We start from the raw sequence: 22546 nt of genomic DNA, 5'->3' as shown, positions 1-22546 counted from the left end.
TCGGCCGGACCCGGGCACACGACAGTGTCGTGTGCCCATGTCACCTGAGGACAGAAATCGATGAACGGTCAGAATATCCGGATCCGGCTCAAAGCGTTCGATCATCGGATTCTCGATGCATCCACGCGAGAGATCGTGAACACGGCAAAGCGTACCGGCGCCCGCGTAGTTGGCCCGGTGCCACTTCCCACGCAAATTGAGAAGTTCACTGTGAACCGGTCGCCGCATATCGACAAAAAAAGCCGTGAGCAGTTCGAGATGCGCACCCATAAGCGTCTTCTCGACATAGTCGACCCCACACCCCAGACCGTGGACGCGCTGATGAAGCTCGACCTGGCTGCCGGTGTGGACGTCGAAATTAAGCTCTGAGGCGAGCGAGGATAGAATGCGCTCTGGATTGATCGCACTGAAGCTGGGCATGACCCGTATCTATACAGATGCGGGCGAGCAGGTACCGGTAACGGTGCTGAAGCTCGACAACGTACAGGTTGTCGCTCATCTGACGGAAGATAAGAACGGTTACACCGCGGTCCAGCTTGGAAGCGGTCTCGCCAAGGTAAAGAACACGCCCAAGGCTGAGCGTGGTCATTTTGCCAAGGCAGAGGTCGAGCCAAAGCGCAAGGTCACGGAGTTCCGTGTGACCCCGGACAACCTCATCGAGGTTGGTGCCGAGATCACCGCAGAACACTTTGTCGTCGGCCAGTTTGTCGACGTCAGCGGAACATCGATCGGTAAGGGTTTTGCCGGTGTTATGAAGCGCCACAACTTCCGTGGTGGCCGAGCATCGCACGGTAACTCCGTCTCGCACCGTTCGCATGGATCGACTGGCCAGCGCCAGGATCCGGGCCGGGTGTTCAAGAACAAGAAGATGGCTGGTCACATGGGCGATGTCCGCGTGACCACTCAGAACCTCAAGGTCGTTCGCACGGATGTCGAGCGCGGCCTGATCATGGTCGAAGGTGCCGTTCCCGGCGCCAAGGGCGGCTGGATCGAGGTTCGCGATGCTGTCAAGCGCGCACTTCCCAAGGATGCTCCGTTCCCCGGCGCGTTCCGGAAGCTCGGCGCCGTGGCTGAAGTTGCGGTCGAAGCGAAGGAGGCCGAATAATGGATATTAAGGTCACCAAGCTCGACGGTACGGCAGCTGGCGAGATCTCGCTTTCGGACGAGATCTTCGGTCTCGAGCCGCGCGGCGACATTCTGCACCGTATGGTGCGGTGGCAGCTGGCCAAGCGCCAGGCTGGCACGCACAAGTCTAAGGGTCGCTCGGAAGTTTCCGGCACGACCAAGAAGATGTACAAGCAGAAGGGTACCGGCGGCGCACGCCACGGTGCCAAGACGGCTCCGCAGTTCCGCGGTGGTGGTAAGGCCTTCGGTCCGGTTGTGCGCTCCCATGCGCATGATCTGACGAAGAAGTTCCGCCAGCTGGCTCTGAAGCATGCGCTTTCGGCCAAGGCACGCGGCGACAATCTGGTCATCGTTTCGGACATCGCCATCGATGGCCCGAAGACGAAGGCCGTCCGGGAAAACCTGGCCAAGCTCGGCTGGGCCAATGCGCTCATCATTGATGGCGCAACGGTCAACGAGAACTTCGGTCTGGCGACCCGCAACGTGCCGCACATCGACGTTCTGCCGGTGCAGGGCATCAACGTGTACGACATTCTGCGCCGCGAGAAGCTCGTGCTGACCAAGGCTGCGGTCGAAGCGCTGCAGGAGCGGTTCAAATGAGCAATCTGTCGCATTACGACATCATCCGCAGCCCGGTGCTGAGCGAGAAGTCGACCATTGCAACCGAACAGAGCAAGGTCGTCTTCAACGTTCTGAAGACCGCGACGAAGCCTGAAATCAAGGCCGCAGTCGAAGCGCTGTTCAAGGTCAAGGTAACGGGCGTCAACACCCTGGTCCGCAAGGGCAAGGTGAAGCGCTTCCGCGGTATCGTGGGCAAGCAGAGCGACGTCAAGAAGGCGATCGTGACGCTGGCTGAAGGTCAGTCGATCGACGTTTCTACCGGTCTCTGACGCGAATTAAATAGGCTGAAGCCATGGCTCTCAAGCACTACAAGCCGACAACGCCGGGACAGCGCCAGCTCGTTCTCGTCGATCGTTCGGAGCTCTACGCCGGCAAGCCCGTAAAGGGCTTGACCGTCGGTCTCCGCCAGAGCGGCGGTCGTAACAATATGGGACGCGTCACGGCCTACGGCCGTGGCGGTGGTCACAAGCGCACCTACCGCCTGATCGATTTCAAGCGGAACAAGCGCGACATTCCCGCCGTCGTCGAGCGGATCGAATATGATCCGAACCGTACGGCGTTCATCGCCCTCATCAAGTATGAAGACGGTGAGCTCAGCTACATCCTGGCGCCGCAGCGCCTGGCCGTTGGCGACAAGGTTATTTCGTCGGCTCAGGCTGACGTGAAGCCGGGCAACTGCATGCCCCTCGGCGCGATGCCGGTTGGCACGATTGTCCACAACGTCGAGATGAAGCCCGGTAAGGGCGGTCAGATCGCACGGTCGGCTGGTGCTTATGCACAGTATGTTGGCCGCGACTCCGGCATGGCTATTCTCCGCCTGAACTCGGGTGAGCAGCGCCTGGTCCACCAGTCCTGCGTCGCCACTGTCGGCGCGGTTTCGAACCCGGACCACTCCAACGTCTCGCTCGGCAAGGCCGGTCGTAATCGTTGGCTGGGTCGTCGTCCGAGCGTCCGTGGCGTTGCCATGAACCCGGTCGACCATCCGCACGGCGGCGGCGAAGGCCGCACCTCGGGTGGCCGTCATCCGGTCACGCCGTGGGGCAAGCCGACCAAGGGCAAGAAAACCCGCAATAATAAGTCGACCGACAAGTTCATCGCGCGCAGCCGTCATCTGCGCAAGAGCAAGTAAGAGAGAGGCTGTCCGTGGCTCGTTCTATTTGGAAAGGCCCGTTCGTCGACGGTTATCTCCTGCGCAAGGCAGAGAAAAGCCGCTCTTCGGGTCGTGGCGAGGTGATCAAGATCTGGAGCCGTCGCTCTACGATTTTGCCGCAGTTTGTGGGCTTGACGTTCGGGGTCTATAACGGCCAGAAGCACGTTCCGGTCATCGTCAATGAGGACATGGTTGGTCACAAGTTCGGCGAGTTCTCGCCGACCCGGACCTACTATGGCCACACGGCCGACAAGAAGGCGAAGAGGAAGTAACATGGGCAAGCCGAAGCGCGAACGCGCGCTGAAAGACACCGAGGCCCGCGCGATCACGCGTATGATCCGTGTCTCTCCGCGCAAGCTCAATCTCGTCGCCCAGCTGATCCGGGGCAAGAAGGCATCGACCGCATTGGCCGATTTGACCTTCTCGACCAAGCGGATTGCACTGGACGTAAAAAAGACGCTGGAATCAGCGATCGCAAACGCCGAGAACAATCACGATCTCGACGTTGATTCGCTGGTCGTTGCCGAAGCGTTTGTCGGCAAGGCCCTGGTCATGAAGCGCTGGACGCCGCGGGCACGCGGTCGTGTTGGCCGGATCGAGAAGCCGTTTTCGCACCTCACCATCGTGGTGCGTGAAACCGAGGAGGCTGCATAATGGGCCAGAAAGTCAATCCGATTGGCCTCCGCCTCGGTATCAACCGGACGTGGGACAGCCGCTGGTTCGCCAACAAGGGCGAATACGGCAAGCTGCTTCATGAGGACATGCGGATCCGCGAAAAGCTCATGGTCGAGCTAAAGCAGGCTGCGGTCTCCAAGATCGTGATCGAGCGCCCGCACCGTAAGTGCCGCGTGACGATTTACTCGGCTCGTCCGGGTATCGTCATCGGCAAGAAGGGTGCCGACATCGAGAAGCTTCGCAAGCTGGTCGGCAAGCTGACCGATAGCGAAGTTCATCTCAATATCGTCGAAGTCCGCAAGCCGGAAGTCGATGCGACCCTGGTCGCTGCGTCGATTGCACAGCAGCTTGAGCGCCGCGTTGCGTTCCGCCGTGCCATGAAGCGCGCCGTTCAGTCGGCAATGCGTCTGGGTGCCCTGGGCATCCGGATCAACGCCGGTGGTCGTCTTGGCGGCGCGGAAATCGCACGTCTGGAGTGGTATCGCGAAGGTCGCGTTCCGCTGCACACGCTGCGCGCCGATATCGACTATGGCACCGCGACAGCGCACACGGCCTATGGCACGTGCGGTATCAAGGTGTGGATCTTCAAGGGTGAAATCCTCGAGCACGATCCGATGGCTTCCGAGCGTCGCCAGACTGAGGGTAACGAGCAGGGCTCGAACACTCGTCGTCGCGACTCCGCGGCCTAAATCGGTCGGACCTGAGGGCGAGAGAGAACAGAAATGCTGCAACCGAAGCGCACCAAGTTCCGCAAGCAGTTCAAGGGACGTATCCATGGCGTTGCCAAGGGTGGTACGGATCTGAACTTTGGCGGGTTCGGCCTCAAGGCCCTCGAGCCGGAACGCGTAACAGCGCGACAGATCGAAGCGGCCCGCCGTGCGATTACACGTGCTATGAAGCGTGCTGGACGCGTGTGGATCCGGATTTTCCCGGATGTGCCCGTCACGTCTAAGCCGACCGAAGTCCGAATGGGTAAGGGCAAGGGAGCTCCGGAATACTGGGCTTCCCGCGTCAAGCCTGGCCGGATCATGTTTGAGATCGACGGTGTCGACGAGGAGACTGCCCGCGAGGCGCTCCGCCTCGGCGCGGCGAAGCTCCCGATCAAGACGCGCTTCGTACAGCGCATCGCCGATTGATCGGCGAACGGACGAGGATACTGCCATGAAGGCGAAAGACGTTCGGCTGCAGACCGCCGATCAGCTCGATAGCGAGCTCGGTAACCTGAAGAAGGAGCAGTTCAACCTGCGCTTTCAGCGGGCTACCGGACAGCTCGAAAACACGGCGCGTGTTCGGCAGGTTCGCCGCGACATCGCCAGGATCAAGACCATCGCTGCGCAGAAGAGCGCGGCGGACAAGCGCTGAGGAGGCGACAATGCCGAAACGCGTTCTGCAGGGCAGCGTCGTCAGCGACAAGACCGACAAGACTGTCGTCGTTCTGGTCGAGCGGCGCTTCACGCACCCGGTTCTGAAGAAGACCGTGCGGCGGACGAAGAAGTATCATGCCCATGACGAGGGCAATGCTCACAAGATTGGCGATATCGTCTCGATTGAAGAGACTGCGCCGATCTCGAAGAACAAGCGCTGGATTGTTATCGCTGCCGAACAGGCGGGCGATAAGTAAGGCACTGGATAAGGTTCGTTGCTGCTGATCCTGGTGGATCAGTAGCGACCAGAAAAGTAGGCGGCCAGTCATGATTCAGATGCAGACTAACCTCGACGTGGCGGATAATTCCGGCGCTCGTCGTGTGATGTGCATCAAGGTTCTCGGCGGTTCCAAGCGGAAGTACGCCTCGGTCGGCGACATCATTGTCGTGTCGATCAAGGAGGCGATCCCGCGGGGTCGCGTGAAGAAGGGCGACGTCATGAAGGCGGTCGTCGTTCGCACAGCTAAGGATATCCGTCGCGCGGATGGCAGTGTCATCCGTTTCGACAAGAATGCGGCGGTTCTGATCAATAACCAGAAGGAGCCGATCGGGACTCGTATCTTCGGACCGGTTCCGCGCGAACTTCGCGCGAAGAACCACATGAAGATCATCTCGCTCGCGCCGGAGGTGCTGTGATGGCGGCCAAGATCAAGAAGGGCGATAACGTAATCGTCCTCACGGGTAAGGATAAGGGTAAGTCGGGCGAAGTGCTTCGCGTGATCCCCGCTGACGACCGCGCTGTTGTGCGTGGCGTCAACGTGGCCAAGAAGCACCAGAAGCAGACGGCAAGCGAGCAGGGCGGCATCGTCGCCAAGGAGCTCACGATCCATCTGTCGAATATCGCCCTGGCGGACCCCAAGGATGGCAAGCCGACTCGCGTTGGCTTCCAGGTGACCGAAGACGGGCGCAAGCAACGCGTCGCAAAGCGTTCGGGAGATGTGATCGATGGCTGAGGCAGCTTACGAGCCGCGGCTCAAGAAGTTTTATGAAGACGAAGTACGGGCGAAGCTCGTCGAGGAATTCGGGTACAAGAACCCGATGCAGGTTCCTCGCATCGAGAAGATCGTCCTGAACATGGGCATCGGCGAAGCCGTCAATGACTCCAAGAAGGTCGGTACGGCCCTTGGTGATCTGGCGCTCATCGCTGGTCAGAAGCCCGCTGTGACCAAGGCCTCGAAGTCCATTGCGACTTTCAAGCTGCGCGAGTTCATGCCGATTGGTGGCAAGGTCACGCTGCGCAAGTCGCGGATGTATGAATTCCTGGATCGTCTGGTCACGATCGCGCTGCCGCGCGTTCGCGACTTCCGCGGGCTCAATCCGAAGAGCTTCGACGGTCGTGGCAACTTCGCCATGGGCATCAAGGAACACCTGATTTTCCCAGAGATCAATTACGACAAGATTGATCAGGTCTGGGGAATGGACGTGATCGTCTGCACCACGGCCAAGACTGACGAGGAAGCTCGCGCCCTGCTTAAGGCGCTGAACTTCCCGTTCCGCCAGTAACCGGTGCCGGGATAGGACGAGGGATTATCGATGGCTAAGAAAAGCTCGATCGAAAAGAACAACCGGCGCCGCAAGCTTGCGGAGCAGTTTGCTCCCAAGCGCGACCGCCTCAAGGCTGTGGCAAATGACGAGAGCCTGTCGCTCGAGGAACGCTTCAATGCGCGCCTCAAGCTCGCAGAGCTGCCGCGGAACGCGTCCGAGACGCGCATCCGTAATCGTTGCGTTGTGACGGGCCGCCCGCGCGGTGTCTATCGCAAGCTGATGATGTCGCGTATTGCATTGCGCGAACTCGGGTCGCTGGGGTTGATCCCGGGCCTCGTCAAGTCGAGCTGGTAAGGAGCACGGTCCGATGACAATGACCGATCCTCTGGGTGACATGCTCACCCGTATCCGCAATGCCCAGATGCGCCGGATGTCGAAGGTTTCGACTCCCGCTTCCAAGCTGCGCGAGAACGTTCTCGGAGTCCTGCAGTCGGAAGGCTACATTCGTGGCTTTTCGGCAGCGGTTAACGGCGAAGGCCGTCCCGTGATCGAGATCGAACTGAAGTATTATGATGGCGAGCCTGTGATCCGTACCATCGAGCGTGTCTCGAAGCCGGGTCGCCGGGTCTATGCCTCGGTGAAGAATATTCCGCAGGTCAAGAATGGCCTCGGCGTTTCCATCCTCTCCACGCCGAAGGGCGTGATGTCGGACACGGAAGCCCGCGACCAGAATGTCGGCGGCGAGGTTCTTTGCCAGGTATTCTGATCTGGTGTTGGCGAAACACGAACCGGACGGATTTGTCTGATGTCTCGTATTGGTAAGAAGCCGGTAGTTGTGCCTTCGGGCGTAACGGCTACGATCAACGGCCAGACGGTTTCGGTGAAGGGTCCGAAGGGCGCAATGTCCTTCGACTTCAGCGAACACGTCGAAGTAGAACTGACGGAAGCGGGCGTACAGGTCGCCCCGCGTGATGACAGCAAGCCGGCTCGCGCCGCTTGGGGTATGTCGCGCACGATGATTTCGAACCTGATGAAGGGCGTGACCGAGGGCTTCACCAAGAAGCTCGAGATCAACGGCGTGGGTTACCGCGCTGCCGTTCAGGGCTCTAATCTGCAGCTCGCTCTTGGCTACAGCCATGACGTGGTCTATGCGATCCCGGAAGGCATCACCATTGTGACGCCGCGTCCGGTCGAGATCATCGTTTCGGGTATGGACAAGCAGCGCGTCGGCCAGGTTGCGGCCGAGATTCGCGAATACCGCAGCCCCGAGCCTTACAAGGGCAAGGGCGTCAAGTACGCAACCGAAACGATCTTCCGCAAGGAAGGCAAGAAGAAGTAACGGAGCCCGTCATGGCAAATATTCTGAAGGACCGTCGCGCTGCGCGCGTCCGCCGGGCGCTCCGCAAGGTTGCGAACGGACGTCCCCGGCTCAGCGTGTACCGCTCGTCGGAACATATCTATGCCCAGATCATCGACGATGCCGAGGGGCGTACCCTCGCCGCGGCTTCGTCGCTCGAGAAGGATTTGCGCGGCGCGCTGAAGACGGGTGCCGACAAGGCAGCCGCCGAGGCGGTTGGCAAGCTCGTAGCCGAGCGTGCCAAGGCTGCTGGCGTGACCCAGGTCGTTTTCGACCGCGGCGCGTATCTTTTTCATGGCCGCGTCAAGGCGCTGGCTGACGGCGCTCGCGAGGGCGGTCTGGACTTCTGATGCGCTGAGGCGTGTCATCACGAAACACAGGACGATTGGATCTTTCGATGGCCAGAGAGCAGCGGGAAGAGCGCGACAGCGAATTCGTCGACAAGCTCGTTCACATCAATCGCGTCGCGAAGGTGGTGAAGGGCGGACGGCGTTTTGGCTTCGCAGCCCTCGTCGTCGTCGGCGACCAGAAGGGCCGGGTCGGTTTCGGCCACGGCAAGGCGCGTGAAGTGCCTGAAGCAATTCGTAAGGCGACGGAAGCCGCAAAGCGTAGCCTCGTTCGGGTTCCGCTCCGCGAGGGACGTACGCTTCATCATGACGTGTTCGGTCGCCACGGCGCCGGCAAGGTTTTCCTGCGCGCCGCTCCGGCGGGTACCGGCATCATTGCTGGTGGTCCGATGCGTGCCGTGTTCGAAACCCTCGGTGTCCAGGACGTCGTTGCCAAGTCGATGGGTTCGTCGAACCCGTACAACATGGTGCGTGCGACGTTCGCGGCGCTGAGTGCAGAAGACAGCCCGCGCAGTGTCGCGGCCCGTCGCGGCATCAAGGTGTCGGCACTCCAGGCGCGTCGCGGCGGCGAAGCCGAAGCTTCCGCCGAGGCGTAAGCGCCCGATTGAATTCGAGGATTTGACCAAATGGCCAATAAATCTGAAGGCGCCGCCAAGACGGTTACCGTCGAGCAGACCGGCAGCCCGATCCGCCGCCCGGCTGAGCAGCGTGCAACGCTGATCGGCCTCGGCCTCAACAGGATCCGTCGCCGTTCGACGCTGCAGGACACGCCTGCGGTTCGCGGTATGATCGCCAAGGTGGCTCACCTCGTCCGCGTTGTGGACGAGGCCTGAGCCCAGAAGGACCACTTCGATGAAGCTCAACGAGATCAACGACAACCCGGGCTCCAGCAAGGACCGTATGCGCGTAGGACGCGGTATCGGTTCGGGCAAGGGCAAGACCGGTGGTCGCGGCGTCAAGGGCCAGAAGTCGCGCACGGGTGTGGCGATCAAGGGCTTTGAAGGCGGCCAGATGCCGTTGCATCGGCGTCTGCCGAAGCGCGGTTTCACCAACATCTTCGCCAAGGACTACAACGAGGTCTCCCTCGGTCGTGTCCAGACGGCGATCGATGCAGGCAAGCTCGATGCGAAGAAGCCGATCACGGTTGAAGCGCTCAAGGAAGCCGGCGTTGTGCGTCGCATCCAGGACGGCGTTCGTCTTCTGGGCGTTGGCGAACTGAAGGTCGCGGTCGCATTCGAGATTGCTGGTGCTTCCAAGCCCGCTATCGAAGCGGTCGAGAAGGCTGGCGGTTCCGTCAAGCTCCTCGCCGTCAAGGCAGAAAAGACAGACGCAGAATAAACTGCGTCGTTCGGGGAGGGGCGCCGCCTTGTTGTGGCGCCTCCTAGAGACCACTTGATGCCCGGTAGGGGCATTGGGGCCCGGTTTCCGGGCCCGAACGGAGCGGCGAATGGCATCAGCGGCTGAACAACTGGCGGCCAATCTCAATTTTGGCGCCTTCGCCAAAGCCGAGGCTCTGAAGAAGCGCATCTGGTTTACACTGGGTGCGCTGCTCGTCTATCGGCTCGGCACTTATATTCCGCTTCCCGGCATCAACCCGGAAGCGCTGGCTAGCGCCTTCAACAATCAGCAGTCCGGAATCCTGGGCCTGTTCAACATGTTCTCCGGCGGTGCCGTCGGACGCATGGCGATCTTTGCGCTCGGCATCATGCCGTATATCTCTGCCTCGATCATCATCCAGCTGATGACGTCGATCGTGCCGTCCCTCGAAGCCTTGAAGAAGGAAGGGGAGGCGGGCCGCAAGGTCATCAACCAGTACACGCGCTACGGCACGGTGTTCCTGGCGATCGTGCAGGCCTACGGCATCGCGGTTGGTCTCGAAAGCGGATCCAACATCGTCGTCGATCCCGGCATGTTCTTCCGGATCGCCACGGTCATCACCCTGACCGGCGGCACGATGTTCCTGATGTGGATCGGCGAGCAGATCACCTCGCGCGGTATCGGCAACGGCATCTCGCTGATCATCTTCGCCGGCATTGTCGCCAACCTGCCGCATGCCCTCATCGGTATGCTGGAACTTGGCCGTCAGGGCGCACTCGCCACCTGGGTGATCCTGCTCGTTGCCGTCGTCGCCGTCGTCGCGATTGCCTTCATCGTGTACATGGAGCGTGCCCAGCGCCGCCTCATCATCCAGTATCCGAAGCGCCAGGTTGGCAATCGGATGTTCCAGGGTGAGTCGTCGCACCTGCCGCTGAAGCTGAACACGGCCGGCGTTATCCCGCCGATCTTCGCCTCGTCGCTGCTGCTGCTGCCGGCAACCATCGCCAACTTCTCCGCCTCGAGCGGTGCGCCTGGCTGGTTGACATCGACGGTGGCTCTGCTTGGCCACGGCACGTTGATGTACATGCTGCTGTATGCGGCGATGATCATGTTCTTCGCCTTCTTCTATACGGCGATCGTGTTCAATCCGACGGACACGGCCGACAATCTGAAGAAGCATGGTGGCTTCGTTCCGGGCATTCGTCCGGGTCAGAGGACGGCGGAATACATCGATTACGTTCTGACGCGCATCACCCTTCTGGGTGCGGTGTATCTGGTGATCGTCTGTCTTCTGCCTGAGTTCCTGATCTCCGCGACGCACGTTCCGTTCTACTTTGGCGGTACATCGCTGCTCATCGTCGTCAATGTGACGATGGATACGGTGTCGCAGGTCCAGGGCCATCTGCTGGCTCACCAGTATGAGGGCTTGGTCAAGAAGTCCAAGCTCCGGGGGAAGAAACGATGAGGCTGATCCTGCTCGGACCACCAGGAGCGGGTAAAGGCACTCAGTCGGCTCGTCTCGTGAAGCGCTATGGTATTCCGCAGCTGTCCACTGGGGACATGCTGCGGGCCGCCGTCGCGGCAGGAACGCCGATCGGCCTCCAGGCCAAGGCGATCATGGACGCGGGTAACCTCGTTCCCGACGAAGTCGTCGTCGGGATCGTGGCGGAGCGGATCGAAGAGGCGGATGCTCGCAAGGGCTTCATCCTGGACGGCTTTCCCCGCACGATTGCCCAGGCGGACGCTCTTGAGAAGATGCTGGCCAGCAAGGGCGTCAAGCTCGATGCAGTCGTTGAACTCAAGGTCGACCAGTCGAAGCTGACGGATCGAATCACCAAGCGCGCTGACGAAACGCTCGCTCGCGGTGAACCGGTCCGTAAGGATGACGATCCGGAGGTCTTCAAGACCCGGCTCGCCGCCTACAACCGGGATACGGCTGTCATATCGCCTTATTACAAGGCAGGCGGTCGTTTGATCGAGATAGACGGCATGCGCTCGATCGACGAGGTCTCCTCGGATATCGCAGCCACGCTGGATAGGCTTGACGAACAGGTCGAGAGTCGATAAGGCTCGCGACCTGCTGCTAACGGGTTTTGGCGTTCCCTGACATTTCAGGGGACGACATTGCTTGTTTGCGCAAGAGAATGCCCGCAAGAGCCGGCCTCCACCGGACGCGGGATTTTTTAGGCGCCGACGGAATTTTCCGTTGGCTGGAGATGGAGACGGCATTGGCCCGTATCGCAGGCGTAAATATCCCGACGAACAAGCGCGTTGTCATCGCGCTGCAGTACATTCACGGGATCGGCGCGAAGAACGCGCTCGACATCATCACGACGACGAACATCGCTCCCGAGCGTCGCGTCAATGAACTCACGGACGCAGAAGTTCTGTCGATCCGCGAAGCAATCGACCGCGACTACGTCGTGGAAGGTGATCTGCGTCGCGAAGTCGCGATGAACATCAAGCGCCTCATGGACCTGGGCTGCTACCGCGGCCTGCGCCATCGTCGCGGTCTTCCGGTTCGCGGCCAGCGCACGCATACCAATGCGCGCACCCGCAAGGGTCCGGCTAAGCCGATCGCCGGTAAGAAGAAGTAATTCAGAATTCGGGGCGCTAGGCCCCCGGTGGAGCTGCCGGTTTTACGGCGGTGTCGAGATCGAACGTAAGGATATAGAATGGCCAAGGACACAACGCGCGTACGTCGTCGCGAGCGGAAGAACATCTCCTCGGGCGTTGCGCATGTGAGCTCGACGTTCAACAACACGATGATCACCATCACCGATGCACAGGGCAATGCGATTTCCTGGTCGTCGGCTGGCATGATGGGCTTCAAGGGTTCGCGTAAGTCGACCCCTTACGCTGCCCAGATGGCTGCGGAAGATGCGAGCCGCAAGGCTGCCGAACACGGCATGAAGACCCTCGAAGTCGAAGTCACCGGTCCGGGTTCGGGTCGTGAGTCGGCTCTCCGGGCTCTCCAGGCTGCTGGCTTCACCATCACCTCGATCCGTGATGTGACGCCGATCGCGCACAATGGCTGCCGGCCGCGCAAGCGTCGCCGCGTCTAAAGCCTCGGACGGCGTCCTCCGTGGGCGCCGTCTTCACTGCGTATCGGCATTCGGCGCTCCGCCCTTAGCCGGAGCGCCACGCCACCCGAACCGTCGGGCGGCGTTCGAGATCGAAAGGATACGGTCGTGATCCATAAGAATTGGCAAGAGCTGATCAAGCCGAACAAGCTCGAGGTGACGCCGGGTTCCGATCCCAAGCGTCTCGCTACCGTTGTAGCGGAACCTCTTGAGCGCGGTTTTGGTCTGACGCTCGGCAATGCGCTGCGTCGCGTGCTGCTGTCTTCGCTTCAGGGCGCTGCGGTTACCGCCGTCCAGATCGATGGCGTGCTGCATGAATTCTCGTCCATTGCCGGCGTCCGGGAAGATGTCACCGACATCATCCTGAACATCAAGGAAATCTCCATCCGCATGCAGGGCGAAGGTCCGAAGCGCATGGTGGTTCGCAAGACAGGTCCGGGCGTCGTCACGGCTGGCGACATTCAGACTGTCGGCGACATCGAAGTCCTGAACCCCGAGCTGGTTCTCTGCACGCTGGACGACGGCGCTGAGATCCGCATGGAGTTCACCGTCAATACCGGCAAGGGCTACGTCGCTGCCGACCGCAACCGTGCGGAAGACGCTCCGATCGGGCTTATCCCGGTTGACAGCATCTACTCGCCGGTCAAGAAGGTGTCGTATCGTGTCGAGAACACCCGCGAGGGTCAGGTTCTCGATTATGATAAGCTGACGCTGACGGTCGAAACCGATGGCTCGCTTCGTCCGGATGACGCCGTGGCTTACGCCGCGCGCATCGTTCAGGACCAGCTGTCGATCTTCGTCAATTTCGAAGAGCCGCAGAAGGAAACTGTTTCGGAAGCTATCCCGGAACTGGCCTTCAACCCGTCGCTTCTCAAGAAGGTCGACGAGCTGGAGCTTTCTGTTCGTTCGGCCAATTGCCTGAAGAACGACAATATCGTCTATATTGGCGACCTGATTCAGAAGACCGAGGCAGAAATGCTCCGGACCCCGAATTTCGGCCGCAAGTCGCTCAACGAGATCAAGGAAGTTCTCGCTCAGATGGGTCTCCATCTCGGCATGGAGGTCACGAACTGGCCGCCGGAGAACATCGAAGAACTCGCCAAGCGTTACGAAGATCATTACTAAGACATCACCCACGGCGTGAGCCGCCGGTCGATAAACTGAGGAGAGAGCCATGCGCCACGGTAAGTCCGGTCGCAAGTTCAGCCGTACCGCGAGCCACCGTAAGGCGATGTTCGCGAACATGGCTGTAGCGCTGATCACGCACGAGCAGATCGTTACCACCCTGCCGAAGGCGAAGGACCTGCGTCCGATCGTCGAGAAGCTGGTTACGCTCGGCAAGCGCGGCGACCTGCACGCCCGCCGCCAGGCCATCGCGGAATTGCGCGACGTCGAAGCAGCCAAGAAGCTGTTCGAGACGCTCGGCCCGCGTTACCAGGAGCGCCAGGGTGGTTACCTTCGCGTTCTGAAGGCTGGTTTCCGTCACGGCGATAATGCGCCGGTCGCGGTCATCGAGTTCGTCGAGCGCGACGTTGACGCCAAGGGCGCTTCGGACCGTGCTCGCACGGCAGCCGCAGAAGCAGCTGAAGGCGTCGCCGCGTAAGCGGATCGCGTTTCGAGTTAGGATCAGGGCGGCCTTCGGGTCGCCCTTTTTCGTTTGGGACTGAGTTCTCTTGGATGAGGCGGGGCTTTGGATGAGGGCAGGGGGTGTCCGCATCCGGGACGCTGGCGCCGGCGAGCGAGGCGAACGTGCTGTCAGTGTTCCTGACCCGTCGCCGTTGCTGTGCCCGCCGGCTAGGGCACGCTGGCGTCATCCTGCGAAAGAGGGCCCACACAGTGGAATTGTGCGCCACACGAGCTCCGATTGAGCTGTGATCTCCCGAGTTCCGCTCGCGGTGTTCGGGATGTTGGCGAGTGCAGGGCGCGAGGCTTTGCGACAGCCCCTCGCGCCAGTGTTTTGCGGAGGGTGGAGCCGGAGGTCTATCCAGCCCCCTTCGGAGTCAGGCCCTACAGCTTCTCGACCGCCGTGAAGCGGAACAGGAAGCTCGGCTCCATCATCGACTGCATCAGCGAAAGCCGGCTGGAGCGATAGCAGTCGGGCTCATCCGCGAAAAAGGTGCCGGAGAAGCGGATGGCATCGCCGACCTTCAGCTTGCCGAAACTCGCGGCAACCGGGGAGTCGGCGGCAACCAGCGTCTGGTCGTCCATGTCGGACATGGCATTGTTCCAGGTCTTCACAAGCGTCCCGTCCGGGAGGGCAACCGTCACTGTCAGGCGCTTGCCCGAATCTGCCTCCATCGCCTGAAGCTTGCCAACCCAGCCTTTGACGACAGGTTTCGGCAGTGCCTTGCAGATCGCGGCGGCGCGCTGCGGCTGGATTGATTCGCGCTCGATGTCCTCGGCCGTGTCGAATTCTGTCCTTGCCGTGCCGACGGCCTTGGTGAAGGCAGCCTGGTCCTTGGGCTGCTCTGGCAGGAGGAGACCTAGTGCAGCCGCCGCTTCTTCGGCCGGAGAGGCGGCCGTGGGGCTGGGCGCAGGGACGGGCGGTACGCCGCCATTGTTGGCAGGGTCTGGTTCGGTGCCGGGAATAACTGAGGTCGTGACGGGAACCGGATCGGGCAGGGAAGGATCGAGCTGCGATTCGTCCTTGTTGGACAATGTAGGCGCTTCGACGGGCTCAACGACACGCACGGTAGGTGGTGTCGGCTCGGTCGCGGGCGCCTGGGCAACTGGCTGCGCAGCCGGACTCGGTTCCGGCAGTGGCTCATCGTGGGCCGGCTCCAGCAGCGCGATCTCCGCGAGACCCAGGGAAAGCGAGGGTTTCATCACGACGCCGGCGGCACCGGCGACGAGCAGCACTGTCCCGACAGCGATGGCGGCGAAATTCGTCCGGCTGATTCCATGCAGGACCAGCGGCACGAGGCCGGCCAGCAGACCCAGAAGGCCTATGATGAACAGTGCGATCCAGAGCATTCTGATCCCTTCGTCCTACTGGATTATCCAGATATCGGCCCCTCCGCCAAGAGCCGATGATCTGGCCGGAACGTGGGTCCGACGAGACATTGGCACCAAGTCTGGGCGAGGCTGTGGCGGTTGAACAGGCCGAAAGAAGATCCACTTGTGGATTCATCCAATGCTGCGCGCGCCCGCCGACATGGCGATGGCCACCGCGGTGCCGCATTTCGTGTAGCATTCTTTGTGAAGGAATCCCGTTCGAAAGGCTCACTCCATGCGGTTTGGAATTGCGGTAGCTGTTGGATTGGCTGGGGCGCTGCTAGGCGGTCCCGTCTTGGCTGCGGAACGCACGGTACCCCAGTCGGAAGCGGCCCTGCGCTATTCCTTCTCTCCGATCGTCAAGCGCGTCTCGCCCGCCGTCGTCAACGTCTATGCCTCGCGCGTCGTCGAGCAGCGCACGTCGCCCTTCATGGACGATCCATTCTTCCGCCGCTTCTTCGGGGGCGAGACGAACAACGCGCCGCGCAAACGGGTTCAGCAGTCGCTGGGCTCCGGCGTCATCGTCGATCCGTCGGGCATCGTCGTCACCAATTACCACGTCATCGCCAACGCCGATGAGGTCAAGGTCGCGCTGTCGGACAAGCGCGAACTTGAGGCCGAGGTGGTGCTGAAGGACGAGCGCATGGACCTGGCGGTGCTGCGGCTCAAGGGAGGCGACGGCCAGTATCCGGTCGTCCCCTACGCCAATTCCGACGCGCTTGAGGTGGGCGATCTGGTGCTGGCCATCGGCGACCCCTTCGGCGTCGGACAGACGGTTACCAGCGGCATCGTATCGGCGCTGGCGCGCACCCAGATCGGCGCGTCGGACTATCAGTTCTTCGTCCAGACCGACGCGGCCATCAATCCCGGCAATTCCGGCGGCGCGCTCGTCGATATGGACGGCGGGTTGGTCGGCATCAATACAGCGATCTATTCGCGCAGCGGCGGCTCGATCGGCATCGGATTCGCGATTCCTTCCAACATGGTACGCGTCGTTGTTCAGTCGGCACTGAAGGACGGCAAGCTGATGCTGCCATGGCTCGGAGCCGGTCTGCAGCAGGTGACCCCGGAAATTGCCGAGGGGCTTGGCATTGGCCGGCCTCGGGGCGCGCTTGTCACCGACGTCGCGCCAGCCGGTCCCGCCGAGAAGGCCGGATTGAAGTCTGGTGATCTCGTGGTCAGCGTCGATGGCGTCGAGGTCGATGATCCCAACGGCTTGAACTACCGTCTCGCCACCAAGGGCGTCGATGGCTCCGTGAAGCTCGACTATATTCGCGGCGGCAAGACAGCGGCCACGGAACTGGCCTTGGTGGCCGCACCGGAGACGATCCCGCGCGATCTGCGTACCATCGACGGCGCGTCTCCCTTCGCGGGCGCGACGGTCGTCAATCTTTCTCCAGCCGTGGTCGAGGAACTCGGCTATGCCGGCAAGCGCGACAAGGGCGTGCTGGTCCAGTCGATCGAAAAGGGATCGGCTGCGGCCGGGGTTGGGTTCCGTGCCGGTGACATCCTGGTCGAGGCGAACGGTGTAAAGATTGCCTCGACGCAGCAGCTTGCCGATATCGCGGCGCAGAGGGCTTCGCGCTATAGGCTCATCATCGAGCGCGGCGGTCGTCTGATCCGTTCGCAAGTTGGTCGTTGAGCCAGCAAATCGGCCGTTGAGCCAGTTGGGCATCTGAAATGAGCAATCTGTTCGAGGCAGCCGGAATGGAGAGGGCCGCGCCGCGGCCCCTGGCCGATCGGCTTCGCCCCGAACGGCTGGCCGATGTCGTCGGTCAGGATCACCTCGTCGGCGTCGATGGCGCGCTGTCGCGGATGCTGAATTCGGGTTCGCTCGGCTCGATGATCTTCTGGGGCCCGCCCGGCACCGGCAAGACGACGGTGGCGCGTCTTCTCGCCAACGAGACGGAACTACATTTCGAGCAGGTTTCTGCTGTCTTCTCCGGCGTCGCCGATCTGAAGAAGGTGTTCGAGCAGGCTCGCGCCCGGCGCCAGATCGGCAAGGGCACGCTGCTCTTCGTCGATGAAATCCATCGCTTCAACCGCGCGCAGCAGGACAGCTTTCTGCCCGTGATGGAGGATGGCACCGTCACGCTGGTCGGGGCGACGACGGAAAACCCGTCCTTTGAACTCAACGCCGCTCTGCTTTCGAGGGCGCGCGTGCTGGTGTTCCACTCGCACGGGCCGGAGTCGATCGCCAAGCTGCTGGCGCGCGCCGAGGATGTCGAAGGCAAGCCGTTGCCCCTCGACGAGGAAGCGCGCGAAGTGCTGATCCGCATGGCGGATGGCGACGGTCGCGCCTCGCTGACACTGTCGGAAGAGGTCTGGCGCGCCGTGAAACCGGGCGAGATCTTTGACGCCAAAGGGCTGCAGGAGATCGTCCAGCGCCGGGCGCCGATCTATGACAAGGGCCAGGACGGCCACTACAACCTGATCTCCGCCCTGCATAAATCGGTGCGGGGCTCGGATCCCGATGCGGCGCTGTACTACCTCGCCCGCATGTTCGACGCTGGCGAAGACCCGCTTTATCTCGGTCGTCGGCTGGTGCGGATGGCGGTCGAAGACATCGGACTTGCCGACCCGCAGGCGCTCGTCGTCGCCAATGCGGCCAAGGATGCCTATGACTATCTGGGCAGCCCGGAGGGCGAACTCGCCTTCGCGCAGGCCGCCGTCTATCTGGCCACTGCGCCGAAATCGAATGCTGTCTACATGGCCTTCAAGGCCGCGACGCAGGTGGCGAAGCAGGGTGGATCGCTGCTGCCGCCCAAGCGCATCCTGAACGCGCCGACCAAGCTGATGAAGGACGAGGGTTACAACGCCGGCTATCGCTACGACCATGACGAGCCGGACGCGTTCTCGGGCCAGGATTATTTCCCCGAAGCGCTTGGCCGCCAGAGTTTCTACGAGCCGGTCGAACGGGGCTTTGAGCGCGATATCCGCAAGCGCATGGACTATTGGGCCAAGCTCCGGAAGGAGCGCGGTGACTGAACGGCTGCCCCAATGAGCGGCTTCCTTTCCCAGATTTTCTCATTTCTAACTGAATGAGAGGCGCGAGGCGGGGAAGTGGGGCGGTTCATGCGGTGTCGGGGATTCCTGTCGTGCTGTGCCGCTGTTTGGCTCGCCCTGCCCATGGCGGACAACGCCGAGGCAGCGAGCAGGGTGGAATTCCATCAGTCGGCGCCAAGCCCGGTTCTCGGCCGACCCATCCCCTACGCGCTCTACACTCCCGACGCGACGCCGGCTGCCGGTGAACGCTGGCCGGTCGTCTATCTGCTGCATGGATTGACCGGGCGCGACGGTGACTGGTTCAGCTGGGGCAATCTCGCGACCATCCTCGACCGGATGATTGCCTCCGGGGCGATCCAGCCGCTCGTCGTCGTTGCGCCGGGGGCGGGCGATAGCTGGTATGTCGACAATCCCGACGAGGGCAGCCTTGGCCCTATGGAGACCGCCCTTACCAGCGACTTGATCGCGGCGATTGACGCACGCGTTCCGACTGCGGCCTGTCGCGAAGGGCGGGCGATCGGAGGGCTGTCGATGGGCGGCTACGGGGCGCTCTTCCTGAGCCTTCGCCATCCCGATCGGTTCAAGGCCGCCATCAGCCTCTCGGGCGCGATCGCCGAGCCGATGCGGCCGGGCGATCCGCGCCTGCATGCGAGTTTCGTTCGCGATCTCTACAAGGGCGCTTACGGTGAACCGATCAACAGAGATCGCTTCAACAGCCTCAATCTCTTTACCATTGTCGCCGCGACGCCCGCGCCATCGGATCCGCCCGGGCTTTGGATGGCGATCGGTGGCCAAGACTATCCGGAGTTGATCCGCGCCGGTGCGCATCTCGCCGAAGTACTGCAGGCGCAGGGCTATCCGGTCGAGCAGCATGGCGGTGCTGGGCGGCATTTCTGGGACTATTGGCAAAGGGCCATCGAGCCCGCGCTGATCTGGCTATCGCCACAACTCAAGACGCGCTGCGACTGATCGCACCTCGTCAGAGCGTGCTCTTTCGACCGCGTCCGCGTCGTTGCATGATAGGGCTTCATCCAGCGGAGTAGCGCGATGATCCTCATCGGACAGTATGATTCACCCTTCGTCCGGCGTGTTGCTATTGCCCTCCGGCTCTACGACATGCCGTTCGAGCACTATCCCTGGTCGACATTCGGGGATGCTGACAAACTCGCCGTCTACAATCCGCTGCGCCGGGTTCCGACACTGGTGTTGGAGGACGGCGAAGCCCTGGTCGAGAGCGGCGCTATTCTCGATTATCTGGACGAGTTGGCGGGAGCCGGGCGGGCTATGATCGCGCCCTTCGGTCCCGAAAGGCGGCGAGCGCTCAAGACCATCGCGCTCGCCATGGGCATGGGCGACAAGGCTGTCAGCCTGTTTTACGAGTCGATCCTTCGCCAGGAGCGCTCCGAACTCTGGATGGAGCGCTGCCGGACGCAGATCCGCGGCACGCTCGACGTGCTGGAGGCGGACCGCGCGGCGCGGTCCACGCCCTGGTGGCAAGGCGATCGTGTCGGCCATGCCGATATCGCGGTTGCCTGCGTCCTGCGCTTCATCCGGGAGGCGCATCCTGGCATGTTCAGTGTTGAGACTTGGCCCCGCCTTGCAGCGCTTGCGACGGAGTGCGAGGCATTGTCCGTCTTCACCGAAATCGCGCAGACCCTGACGCCGCCAAAATCCTGATCGACTCAGGCGAGCTTTTCGACCGCTATGGCGAGGCAGGCCTCGAAAGCGGTGAGATCCGTATAGAGCGCGGCCGGATCGGCATTGCCGACGACGACGGCGCCGCCCCGGCGCTCTATGCCGCCATGCAGCATCAGATTGTCGATCATCTCGAAATCCTCGACGGAAAGTCCGTCCGGACCGCGCTTGTAACCATCCTCGCCCTCGACGACGGCACCTTCGTAATAGGCGAGCACGCGGGCGAAGTGGTTGGCCGCGACGTTGGTGTAGGCGAAGACCGGCTTGCCGAGGGCGCACATGAAGCCGAGCTCGAACGTCGTGCCGGTGTCGGCGGCAATGCCTCGAAACGGCGTCAGATTGGCGATGATCGCGTCCGCCGACAGCATCATCTGCTCGTCGATATCGCTGATCGCCAGGCCAAAGCCCTTCTTGGTATCCGTTGGCGGGATGTCGAGGTCTCCCGGCGAGATCGGCGTGAAGCCGGCCGCGCGGGTTAGGGCGGCCTTGCGGTCCAGAATCTCCCTGGCGTTGGCAAGGAAAACCTCGGGTCCGGCGAGATAGATCTTTTTCGACAAGGACGAGTACCCTTCTGTTGGCTGGCGGTTTCGATCGCAATTGGCACGCTTCTGCTCCAGCGGATACCGGGGCGTGGGAAGAAAGCGTAACCGGAAAGGGCATCAGGCCTTTTCGTCGCTCGCAGCACGTGGCGCCGGATCCTCGCCGGGCAGTCGCCGTCGCCACAAGGTCGCGGCCGTCGCGATCAGGGCGAATAGGAAGAGCAGGACGAAGCTCGTCTCGACCGCGCCGAGGATCGGGTGGCCGTAGAACGCGACATCGGCGGAATGCGCATCCTCGATCACCTTCATGCGCCACGCGAGCATGGAGGCGGAACTGGCGACGCCGAGGCTCACCCCCAGCATGCGGGCTAGGTTGAGCATGGCGCCAGCCTCGCCCGAGAGAGCCTGCGGCGCCGCGCCCATGGTCGCGCTGTTGTTCGGCGCCATGAACATGCCGAGACCGGCGCCAAACGCGGCCAGCGCCAGGATGCCGAACAGGCGGGAAGGCGATGGTTCGAGCGCCACCAGGGAGAGGGCAAGCAGCGCGGCGGCGCAAAGCGCCATGCCGGCCAGGTTGAGCGTGGTCGAGCCGAGCCGGTTGACCAGCGAGCCGGCGATCGGCGCGGCGATGCCGATCGCGATCGGAATGGCGGCGAGGCGAAGGCCGGCTATTTCCGGCCCATCGTGGAAGCCGCGCACCAGCGCGAAGGAGATCAGGTAGAACATGCCGTAGAGCATGGCGTAGCTGATCAGCACGGCGACAATGCCGAGCGAGAATGCTTCTGATCGGAACAGCTTGAGATCGACGAGTGGCGAGGCGGCCCGGCGCTCTTGCAGGACGAACAGGGCCAGCAGGACGATGCCGGCCGCGATGGCGCCGATGAAGGGCGCCGAGACGACGCCCCAGTCGGCGGCCTGGTTGAGCGCCAGAACGATGCAGAGCAGCGCCGGCGGCAGCAGCAGCGCGCCCTGCCAGTCGAATTGTCCGCTCTCCTTGCCTTCGTCGCGGGGAAGGATCAGCCAGCCGAGCAGGACGCCGATAACGCCGACCGGGGCTGTAATCCAGAAGATCGAGCGCCAGCCGAGCCAACCGATGAGCAGGCCGCCGACGATCGGCCCCAGGCTGACGCCGATGGCCTGCGCCGCGGAAAATATCCCCATGGCGCGGCCGCGTCTTTCCTTGCCGGCGGCGCGGACCAGGATCGAAATCGAATTGGCGCCGAGCAGGGCGCCGCCGAGGCCCTGCAGGACGCGGAAGGCGATCAGTTGCGGCAGGCTCGTGGCAAGGCTGCACAGGATCGAGGCGATCAGGAACGCCGCCATGCCGAGAAGATAGAGCTGCTTGCGACCATATTGCTCGCATAGCCATCCAAAGACGGGCAGCGAGGCGGAGAAGCTGAGCAGATAGGCGAGGGCGACCCAGCTCGTCAGCGTCTCGCGGACCTGGAAGACCTGGGCGAGATGAGGCAACGCCAATTGCACAACGCTCGCGTCGAACTGCCCCATGAAGCTGCCGATGCAAGTGACGCCGACAATGTACCAGGGATAGGCCGGCCGCTGTGCCAGCCTGTCATGAAACGAGATCGCAACCGGCCGCGGCACATCCGCCCGGTCCTCTTTGCTCAGCTTGAGCTGTTCTTCCATCGATCCGCTCGCCCCCGATGCCTGACCAAAGGTTAGCATGGATCGGGGCGGACACACCGTTGTTGCGCGCCCAAACGGCAATCC

General features: G+C 62.1%; 34 protein-coding genes. 31 read left to right on the top strand and 3 right to left on the bottom strand.

The genetic code is table 11. The features are described from left to right. Nucleotides 1–60 precede the first annotated feature (60 nt). The 27 genes from rpsJ to rplQ all read left to right on the top strand — a co-directional run bounded on the left by rpsJ (nt 61) and on the right by rplQ (nt 14187). Nucleotides 61–369, top strand: a complete 309-nt coding sequence (gene rpsJ / locus OSH12_RS12555) for a 30S ribosomal protein S10 (protein ID WP_018184903.1) — start codon at nt 61–63, stop codon at nt 367–369. A gap of 16 nt (nt 370–385) precedes the next feature. After that, nucleotides 386–1105 (top strand): 50S ribosomal protein L3, encoded by a 720-nt coding sequence (gene rplC, locus OSH12_RS12550; RefSeq protein WP_266343908.1) that lies wholly within the window; start codon nt 386–388, stop codon nt 1103–1105. Beyond that, nucleotides 1105–1725, top strand: coding sequence for a 50S ribosomal protein L4 (rplD, locus tag OSH12_RS12545; protein WP_266343880.1), 621 nt, complete (start codon nt 1105–1107; stop codon nt 1723–1725). The genes rplC and rplD overlap by 1 nt, the downstream gene beginning before the upstream one ends. After that, complete coding sequence (locus OSH12_RS12540; protein WP_018184906.1) at nt 1722–2015, top strand: 50S ribosomal protein L23; 294 nt, start codon at nt 1722–1724, stop codon at nt 2013–2015. Before rplD ends, OSH12_RS12540 begins: the two co-directional genes overlap by 4 nt. 23 nt (nt 2016–2038) lie before the next feature. Further along, nucleotides 2039–2875: a 50S ribosomal protein L2 gene (gene rplB / locus OSH12_RS12535; RefSeq protein WP_266343879.1), complete on the top strand. Its 837-nt coding sequence runs from the start codon at nt 2039–2041 to the stop codon at nt 2873–2875. A 14-nt stretch (nt 2876–2889) separates the two neighbouring features. Then, nucleotides 2890–3168 carry a 30S ribosomal protein S19 gene (rpsS, locus tag OSH12_RS12530; RefSeq protein WP_266343878.1) on the top strand — a complete coding sequence of 93 codons (279 nt, stop codon included), beginning with the start codon at nt 2890–2892 and terminating at the stop codon, nt 3166–3168. 1 nt (nt 3169) lies between these two features. Next, entirely contained in the window at nt 3170–3550 is a 381-nt protein-coding gene (gene rplV / locus OSH12_RS12525; RefSeq protein WP_266343877.1) for a 50S ribosomal protein L22, read from the top strand. Beyond that, entirely contained in the window at nt 3550–4260 is a 711-nt protein-coding gene (gene rpsC / locus OSH12_RS12520; RefSeq protein WP_266343876.1) for a 30S ribosomal protein S3, read from the top strand. The genes rplV and rpsC overlap by 1 nt, the downstream gene beginning before the upstream one ends. A 33-nt stretch (nt 4261–4293) precedes the next feature. Then, nucleotides 4294–4707, top strand: coding sequence for a 50S ribosomal protein L16 (rplP, locus tag OSH12_RS12515; protein ID WP_201400060.1), 414 nt, complete (start codon nt 4294–4296; stop codon nt 4705–4707). Nucleotides 4708–4732: 25 nt separating this feature from the next. Then, nucleotides 4733–4933, top strand: coding sequence for a 50S ribosomal protein L29 (gene rpmC, locus OSH12_RS12510; RefSeq protein ID WP_266343875.1), 201 nt, complete (start codon nt 4733–4735; stop codon nt 4931–4933). Between the two features lie 10 nt (nt 4934–4943). Next, nucleotides 4944–5192 carry a 30S ribosomal protein S17 gene (rpsQ, locus tag OSH12_RS12505; protein ID WP_266343874.1) on the top strand — a complete coding sequence of 83 codons (249 nt, stop codon included), beginning with the start codon at nt 4944–4946 and terminating at the stop codon, nt 5190–5192. 70 nt (nt 5193–5262) lie between these two features. Continuing rightward, the gene (gene rplN / locus OSH12_RS12500; RefSeq protein WP_018184914.1) at nt 5263–5631 is read left to right on the top strand and encodes a 50S ribosomal protein L14; all 369 of its coding nucleotides are present in this window, start codon (nt 5263–5265) and stop codon (nt 5629–5631) included. Beyond that, entirely contained in the window at nt 5631–5948 is a 318-nt protein-coding gene (gene rplX / locus OSH12_RS12495) for a 50S ribosomal protein L24 (protein ID WP_266343873.1), read from the top strand. Before rplN ends, rplX begins: the two co-directional genes overlap by 1 nt. Then, a complete protein-coding gene (gene rplE, locus OSH12_RS12490; RefSeq protein ID WP_266343871.1) occupies nt 5941–6498 on the top strand; it encodes a 50S ribosomal protein L5 in 558 nt (185 codons plus the stop codon). Before rplX ends, rplE begins: the two co-directional genes overlap by 8 nt. A 30-nt stretch (nt 6499–6528) precedes the next feature. Further along, nucleotides 6529–6834, top strand: a complete 306-nt coding sequence (gene rpsN / locus OSH12_RS12485) for a 30S ribosomal protein S14 (protein WP_266343870.1) — start codon at nt 6529–6531, stop codon at nt 6832–6834. 13 nt (nt 6835–6847) lie between these two features. Further along, nucleotides 6848–7246, top strand: coding sequence for a 30S ribosomal protein S8 (gene rpsH, locus OSH12_RS12480; RefSeq protein ID WP_266343869.1), 399 nt, complete (start codon nt 6848–6850; stop codon nt 7244–7246). A 39-nt stretch (nt 7247–7285) separates the two neighbouring features. Then, nucleotides 7286–7819 (top strand): 50S ribosomal protein L6, encoded by a 534-nt coding sequence (rplF, locus tag OSH12_RS12475; protein WP_266343868.1) that lies wholly within the window; start codon nt 7286–7288, stop codon nt 7817–7819. Between the two features lie 11 nt (nt 7820–7830). Further along, nucleotides 7831–8187, top strand: a complete 357-nt coding sequence (rplR, locus tag OSH12_RS12470) for a 50S ribosomal protein L18 (RefSeq protein ID WP_266343867.1) — start codon at nt 7831–7833, stop codon at nt 8185–8187. A gap of 47 nt (nt 8188–8234) precedes the next feature. Next, complete coding sequence (gene rpsE, locus OSH12_RS12465; RefSeq protein WP_266343866.1) at nt 8235–8780, top strand: 30S ribosomal protein S5; 546 nt, start codon at nt 8235–8237, stop codon at nt 8778–8780. A 30-nt stretch (nt 8781–8810) separates the two neighbouring features. Continuing rightward, complete coding sequence (gene rpmD, locus OSH12_RS12460) at nt 8811–9017, top strand: 50S ribosomal protein L30 (protein WP_266343865.1); 207 nt, start codon at nt 8811–8813, stop codon at nt 9015–9017. 19 nt (nt 9018–9036) lie between these two features. Further along, complete coding sequence (gene rplO, locus OSH12_RS12455) at nt 9037–9522, top strand: 50S ribosomal protein L15 (protein ID WP_266343864.1); 486 nt, start codon at nt 9037–9039, stop codon at nt 9520–9522. Between the two features lie 109 nt (nt 9523–9631). Then, nucleotides 9632–10966, top strand: a complete 1335-nt coding sequence (secY, locus tag OSH12_RS12450) for a preprotein translocase subunit SecY (protein WP_266343863.1) — start codon at nt 9632–9634, stop codon at nt 10964–10966. Next, nucleotides 10963–11568, top strand: a complete 606-nt coding sequence (locus OSH12_RS12445; RefSeq protein ID WP_266343862.1) for an adenylate kinase — start codon at nt 10963–10965, stop codon at nt 11566–11568. Before secY ends, OSH12_RS12445 begins: the two co-directional genes overlap by 4 nt. Before the next feature lie 161 nt (nt 11569–11729). Next, a complete protein-coding gene (rpsM, locus tag OSH12_RS12440) occupies nt 11730–12098 on the top strand; it encodes a 30S ribosomal protein S13 (RefSeq protein WP_266343861.1) in 369 nt (122 codons plus the stop codon). Between the two features lie 78 nt (nt 12099–12176). Beyond that, nucleotides 12177–12566 carry a 30S ribosomal protein S11 gene (gene rpsK, locus OSH12_RS12435; RefSeq protein ID WP_266335047.1) on the top strand — a complete coding sequence of 130 codons (390 nt, stop codon included), beginning with the start codon at nt 12177–12179 and terminating at the stop codon, nt 12564–12566. Between the two features lie 126 nt (nt 12567–12692). Next, nucleotides 12693–13709 (top strand): DNA-directed RNA polymerase subunit alpha, encoded by a 1017-nt coding sequence (locus OSH12_RS12430; RefSeq protein WP_266335049.1) that lies wholly within the window; start codon nt 12693–12695, stop codon nt 13707–13709. 49 nt (nt 13710–13758) lie between these two features. After that, on the top strand, nt 13759–14187 hold the full coding sequence (gene rplQ / locus OSH12_RS12425) for a 50S ribosomal protein L17 (RefSeq protein WP_266343860.1): 429 nt from the start codon (nt 13759–13761) through the stop codon (nt 14185–14187). Nucleotides 14188–14591: 404 nt separating this feature from the next. Here the strand turns inward: rplQ and OSH12_RS12420 are convergent, their stop codons facing one another. Continuing rightward, nucleotides 14592–15557: a hypothetical protein gene (locus tag OSH12_RS12420; RefSeq protein WP_266343859.1), complete on the bottom strand. Its 966-nt coding sequence runs from the start codon at nt 15555–15557 to the stop codon at nt 14592–14594. A 256-nt stretch (nt 15558–15813) separates the two neighbouring features. Between OSH12_RS12420 and OSH12_RS12415 the strand changes: the two genes are divergently transcribed. The 4 genes from OSH12_RS12415 (at nt 15814) to OSH12_RS12400 (ending at nt 20261) form a co-directional block, all read left to right on the top strand. Continuing rightward, complete coding sequence (locus OSH12_RS12415) at nt 15814–17220, top strand: DegQ family serine endoprotease (RefSeq protein ID WP_266343858.1); 1407 nt, start codon at nt 15814–15816, stop codon at nt 17218–17220. A 38-nt stretch (nt 17221–17258) separates the two neighbouring features. Next, entirely contained in the window at nt 17259–18566 is a 1308-nt protein-coding gene (locus OSH12_RS12410) for a replication-associated recombination protein A (RefSeq protein ID WP_266343857.1), read from the top strand. A gap of 141 nt (nt 18567–18707) precedes the next feature. Next, nucleotides 18708–19553, top strand: coding sequence for an alpha/beta hydrolase (locus OSH12_RS12405; protein WP_266343856.1), 846 nt, complete (start codon nt 18708–18710; stop codon nt 19551–19553). A gap of 78 nt (nt 19554–19631) precedes the next feature. Further along, nucleotides 19632–20261, top strand: a complete 630-nt coding sequence (locus OSH12_RS12400) for a glutathione S-transferase family protein (RefSeq protein WP_266343855.1) — start codon at nt 19632–19634, stop codon at nt 20259–20261. Between the two features lie 5 nt (nt 20262–20266). On the opposite strand, the gene OSH12_RS12395 is transcribed toward OSH12_RS12400, so the two are convergent. Together OSH12_RS12395 and OSH12_RS12390 are read right to left on the bottom strand one after the other, a co-directional pair. Further along, nucleotides 20267–20836, bottom strand: coding sequence for a nucleoside 2-deoxyribosyltransferase (locus OSH12_RS12395; protein WP_266343854.1), 570 nt, complete (start codon nt 20834–20836; stop codon nt 20267–20269). A 102-nt stretch (nt 20837–20938) separates the two neighbouring features. Beyond that, complete coding sequence (locus OSH12_RS12390; protein ID WP_266343853.1) at nt 20939–22462, bottom strand: DHA2 family efflux MFS transporter permease subunit; 1524 nt, start codon at nt 22460–22462, stop codon at nt 20939–20941. Between the last annotated feature and the right edge of the window lie 84 nt (nt 22463–22546).

It is taken from the genome of Kaistia terrae, from assembly GCF_026344005.1.
GTDB classification, from domain to species: domain Bacteria; phylum Pseudomonadota; class Alphaproteobacteria; order Rhizobiales; family Kaistiaceae; genus Kaistia; species Kaistia terrae.
Note: the sequence above shows the minus strand (reverse complement) of the source record. Positions and strands in the feature narration are given on the sequence as shown.

Coding starts and splice junctions, on each gene's coding strand:
- rpsJ (WP_018184903.1), top strand. CDS start 61: ATGAACGGTCAGAATATCCGGATCCGGCTCAAAGCGTTCGATCATCGG.
- rplC (WP_266343908.1), top strand. CDS start 386: ATGCGCTCTGGATTGATCGCACTGAAGCTGGGCATGACCCGTATCTAT.
- rplD (WP_266343880.1), top strand. CDS start 1,105: ATGGATATTAAGGTCACCAAGCTCGACGGTACGGCAGCTGGCGAGATC.
- OSH12_RS12540 (WP_018184906.1), top strand. CDS start 1,722: ATGAGCAATCTGTCGCATTACGACATCATCCGCAGCCCGGTGCTGAGC.
- rplB (WP_266343879.1), top strand. CDS start 2,039: ATGGCTCTCAAGCACTACAAGCCGACAACGCCGGGACAGCGCCAGCTC.
- rplV (WP_266343877.1), top strand. CDS start 3,170: ATGGGCAAGCCGAAGCGCGAACGCGCGCTGAAAGACACCGAGGCCCGC.
- rpsC (WP_266343876.1), top strand. CDS start 3,550: ATGGGCCAGAAAGTCAATCCGATTGGCCTCCGCCTCGGTATCAACCGG.
- rplP (WP_201400060.1), top strand. CDS start 4,294: ATGCTGCAACCGAAGCGCACCAAGTTCCGCAAGCAGTTCAAGGGACGT.
- rpmC (WP_266343875.1), top strand. CDS start 4,733: ATGAAGGCGAAAGACGTTCGGCTGCAGACCGCCGATCAGCTCGATAGC.
- rpsQ (WP_266343874.1), top strand. CDS start 4,944: ATGCCGAAACGCGTTCTGCAGGGCAGCGTCGTCAGCGACAAGACCGAC.
- rplN (WP_018184914.1), top strand. CDS start 5,263: ATGATTCAGATGCAGACTAACCTCGACGTGGCGGATAATTCCGGCGCT.
- rplX (WP_266343873.1), top strand. CDS start 5,631: ATGGCGGCCAAGATCAAGAAGGGCGATAACGTAATCGTCCTCACGGGT.
- rplE (WP_266343871.1), top strand. CDS start 5,941: ATGGCTGAGGCAGCTTACGAGCCGCGGCTCAAGAAGTTTTATGAAGAC.
- rpsN (WP_266343870.1), top strand. CDS start 6,529: ATGGCTAAGAAAAGCTCGATCGAAAAGAACAACCGGCGCCGCAAGCTT.
- rpsH (WP_266343869.1), top strand. CDS start 6,848: ATGACAATGACCGATCCTCTGGGTGACATGCTCACCCGTATCCGCAAT.
- rplF (WP_266343868.1), top strand. CDS start 7,286: ATGTCTCGTATTGGTAAGAAGCCGGTAGTTGTGCCTTCGGGCGTAACG.
- rplR (WP_266343867.1), top strand. CDS start 7,831: ATGGCAAATATTCTGAAGGACCGTCGCGCTGCGCGCGTCCGCCGGGCG.
- rpsE (WP_266343866.1), top strand. CDS start 8,235: ATGGCCAGAGAGCAGCGGGAAGAGCGCGACAGCGAATTCGTCGACAAG.
- rpmD (WP_266343865.1), top strand. CDS start 8,811: ATGGCCAATAAATCTGAAGGCGCCGCCAAGACGGTTACCGTCGAGCAG.
- rplO (WP_266343864.1), top strand. CDS start 9,037: ATGAAGCTCAACGAGATCAACGACAACCCGGGCTCCAGCAAGGACCGT.
- secY (WP_266343863.1), top strand. CDS start 9,632: ATGGCATCAGCGGCTGAACAACTGGCGGCCAATCTCAATTTTGGCGCC.
- OSH12_RS12445 (WP_266343862.1), top strand. CDS start 10,963: ATGAGGCTGATCCTGCTCGGACCACCAGGAGCGGGTAAAGGCACTCAG.
- rpsK (WP_266335047.1), top strand. CDS start 12,177: ATGGCCAAGGACACAACGCGCGTACGTCGTCGCGAGCGGAAGAACATC.
- rplQ (WP_266343860.1), top strand. CDS start 13,759: ATGCGCCACGGTAAGTCCGGTCGCAAGTTCAGCCGTACCGCGAGCCAC.
- OSH12_RS12420 (WP_266343859.1), bottom strand. CDS start 15,557: ATGCTCTGGATCGCACTGTTCATCATAGGCCTTCTGGGTCTGCTGGCC.
- OSH12_RS12415 (WP_266343858.1), top strand. CDS start 15,814: ATGCGGTTTGGAATTGCGGTAGCTGTTGGATTGGCTGGGGCGCTGCTA.
- OSH12_RS12410 (WP_266343857.1), top strand. CDS start 17,259: ATGAGCAATCTGTTCGAGGCAGCCGGAATGGAGAGGGCCGCGCCGCGG.
- OSH12_RS12405 (WP_266343856.1), top strand. CDS start 18,708: ATGGCGGACAACGCCGAGGCAGCGAGCAGGGTGGAATTCCATCAGTCG.
- OSH12_RS12400 (WP_266343855.1), top strand. CDS start 19,632: ATGATCCTCATCGGACAGTATGATTCACCCTTCGTCCGGCGTGTTGCT.
- OSH12_RS12390 (WP_266343853.1), bottom strand. CDS start 22,462: ATGGAAGAACAGCTCAAGCTGAGCAAAGAGGACCGGGCGGATGTGCCG.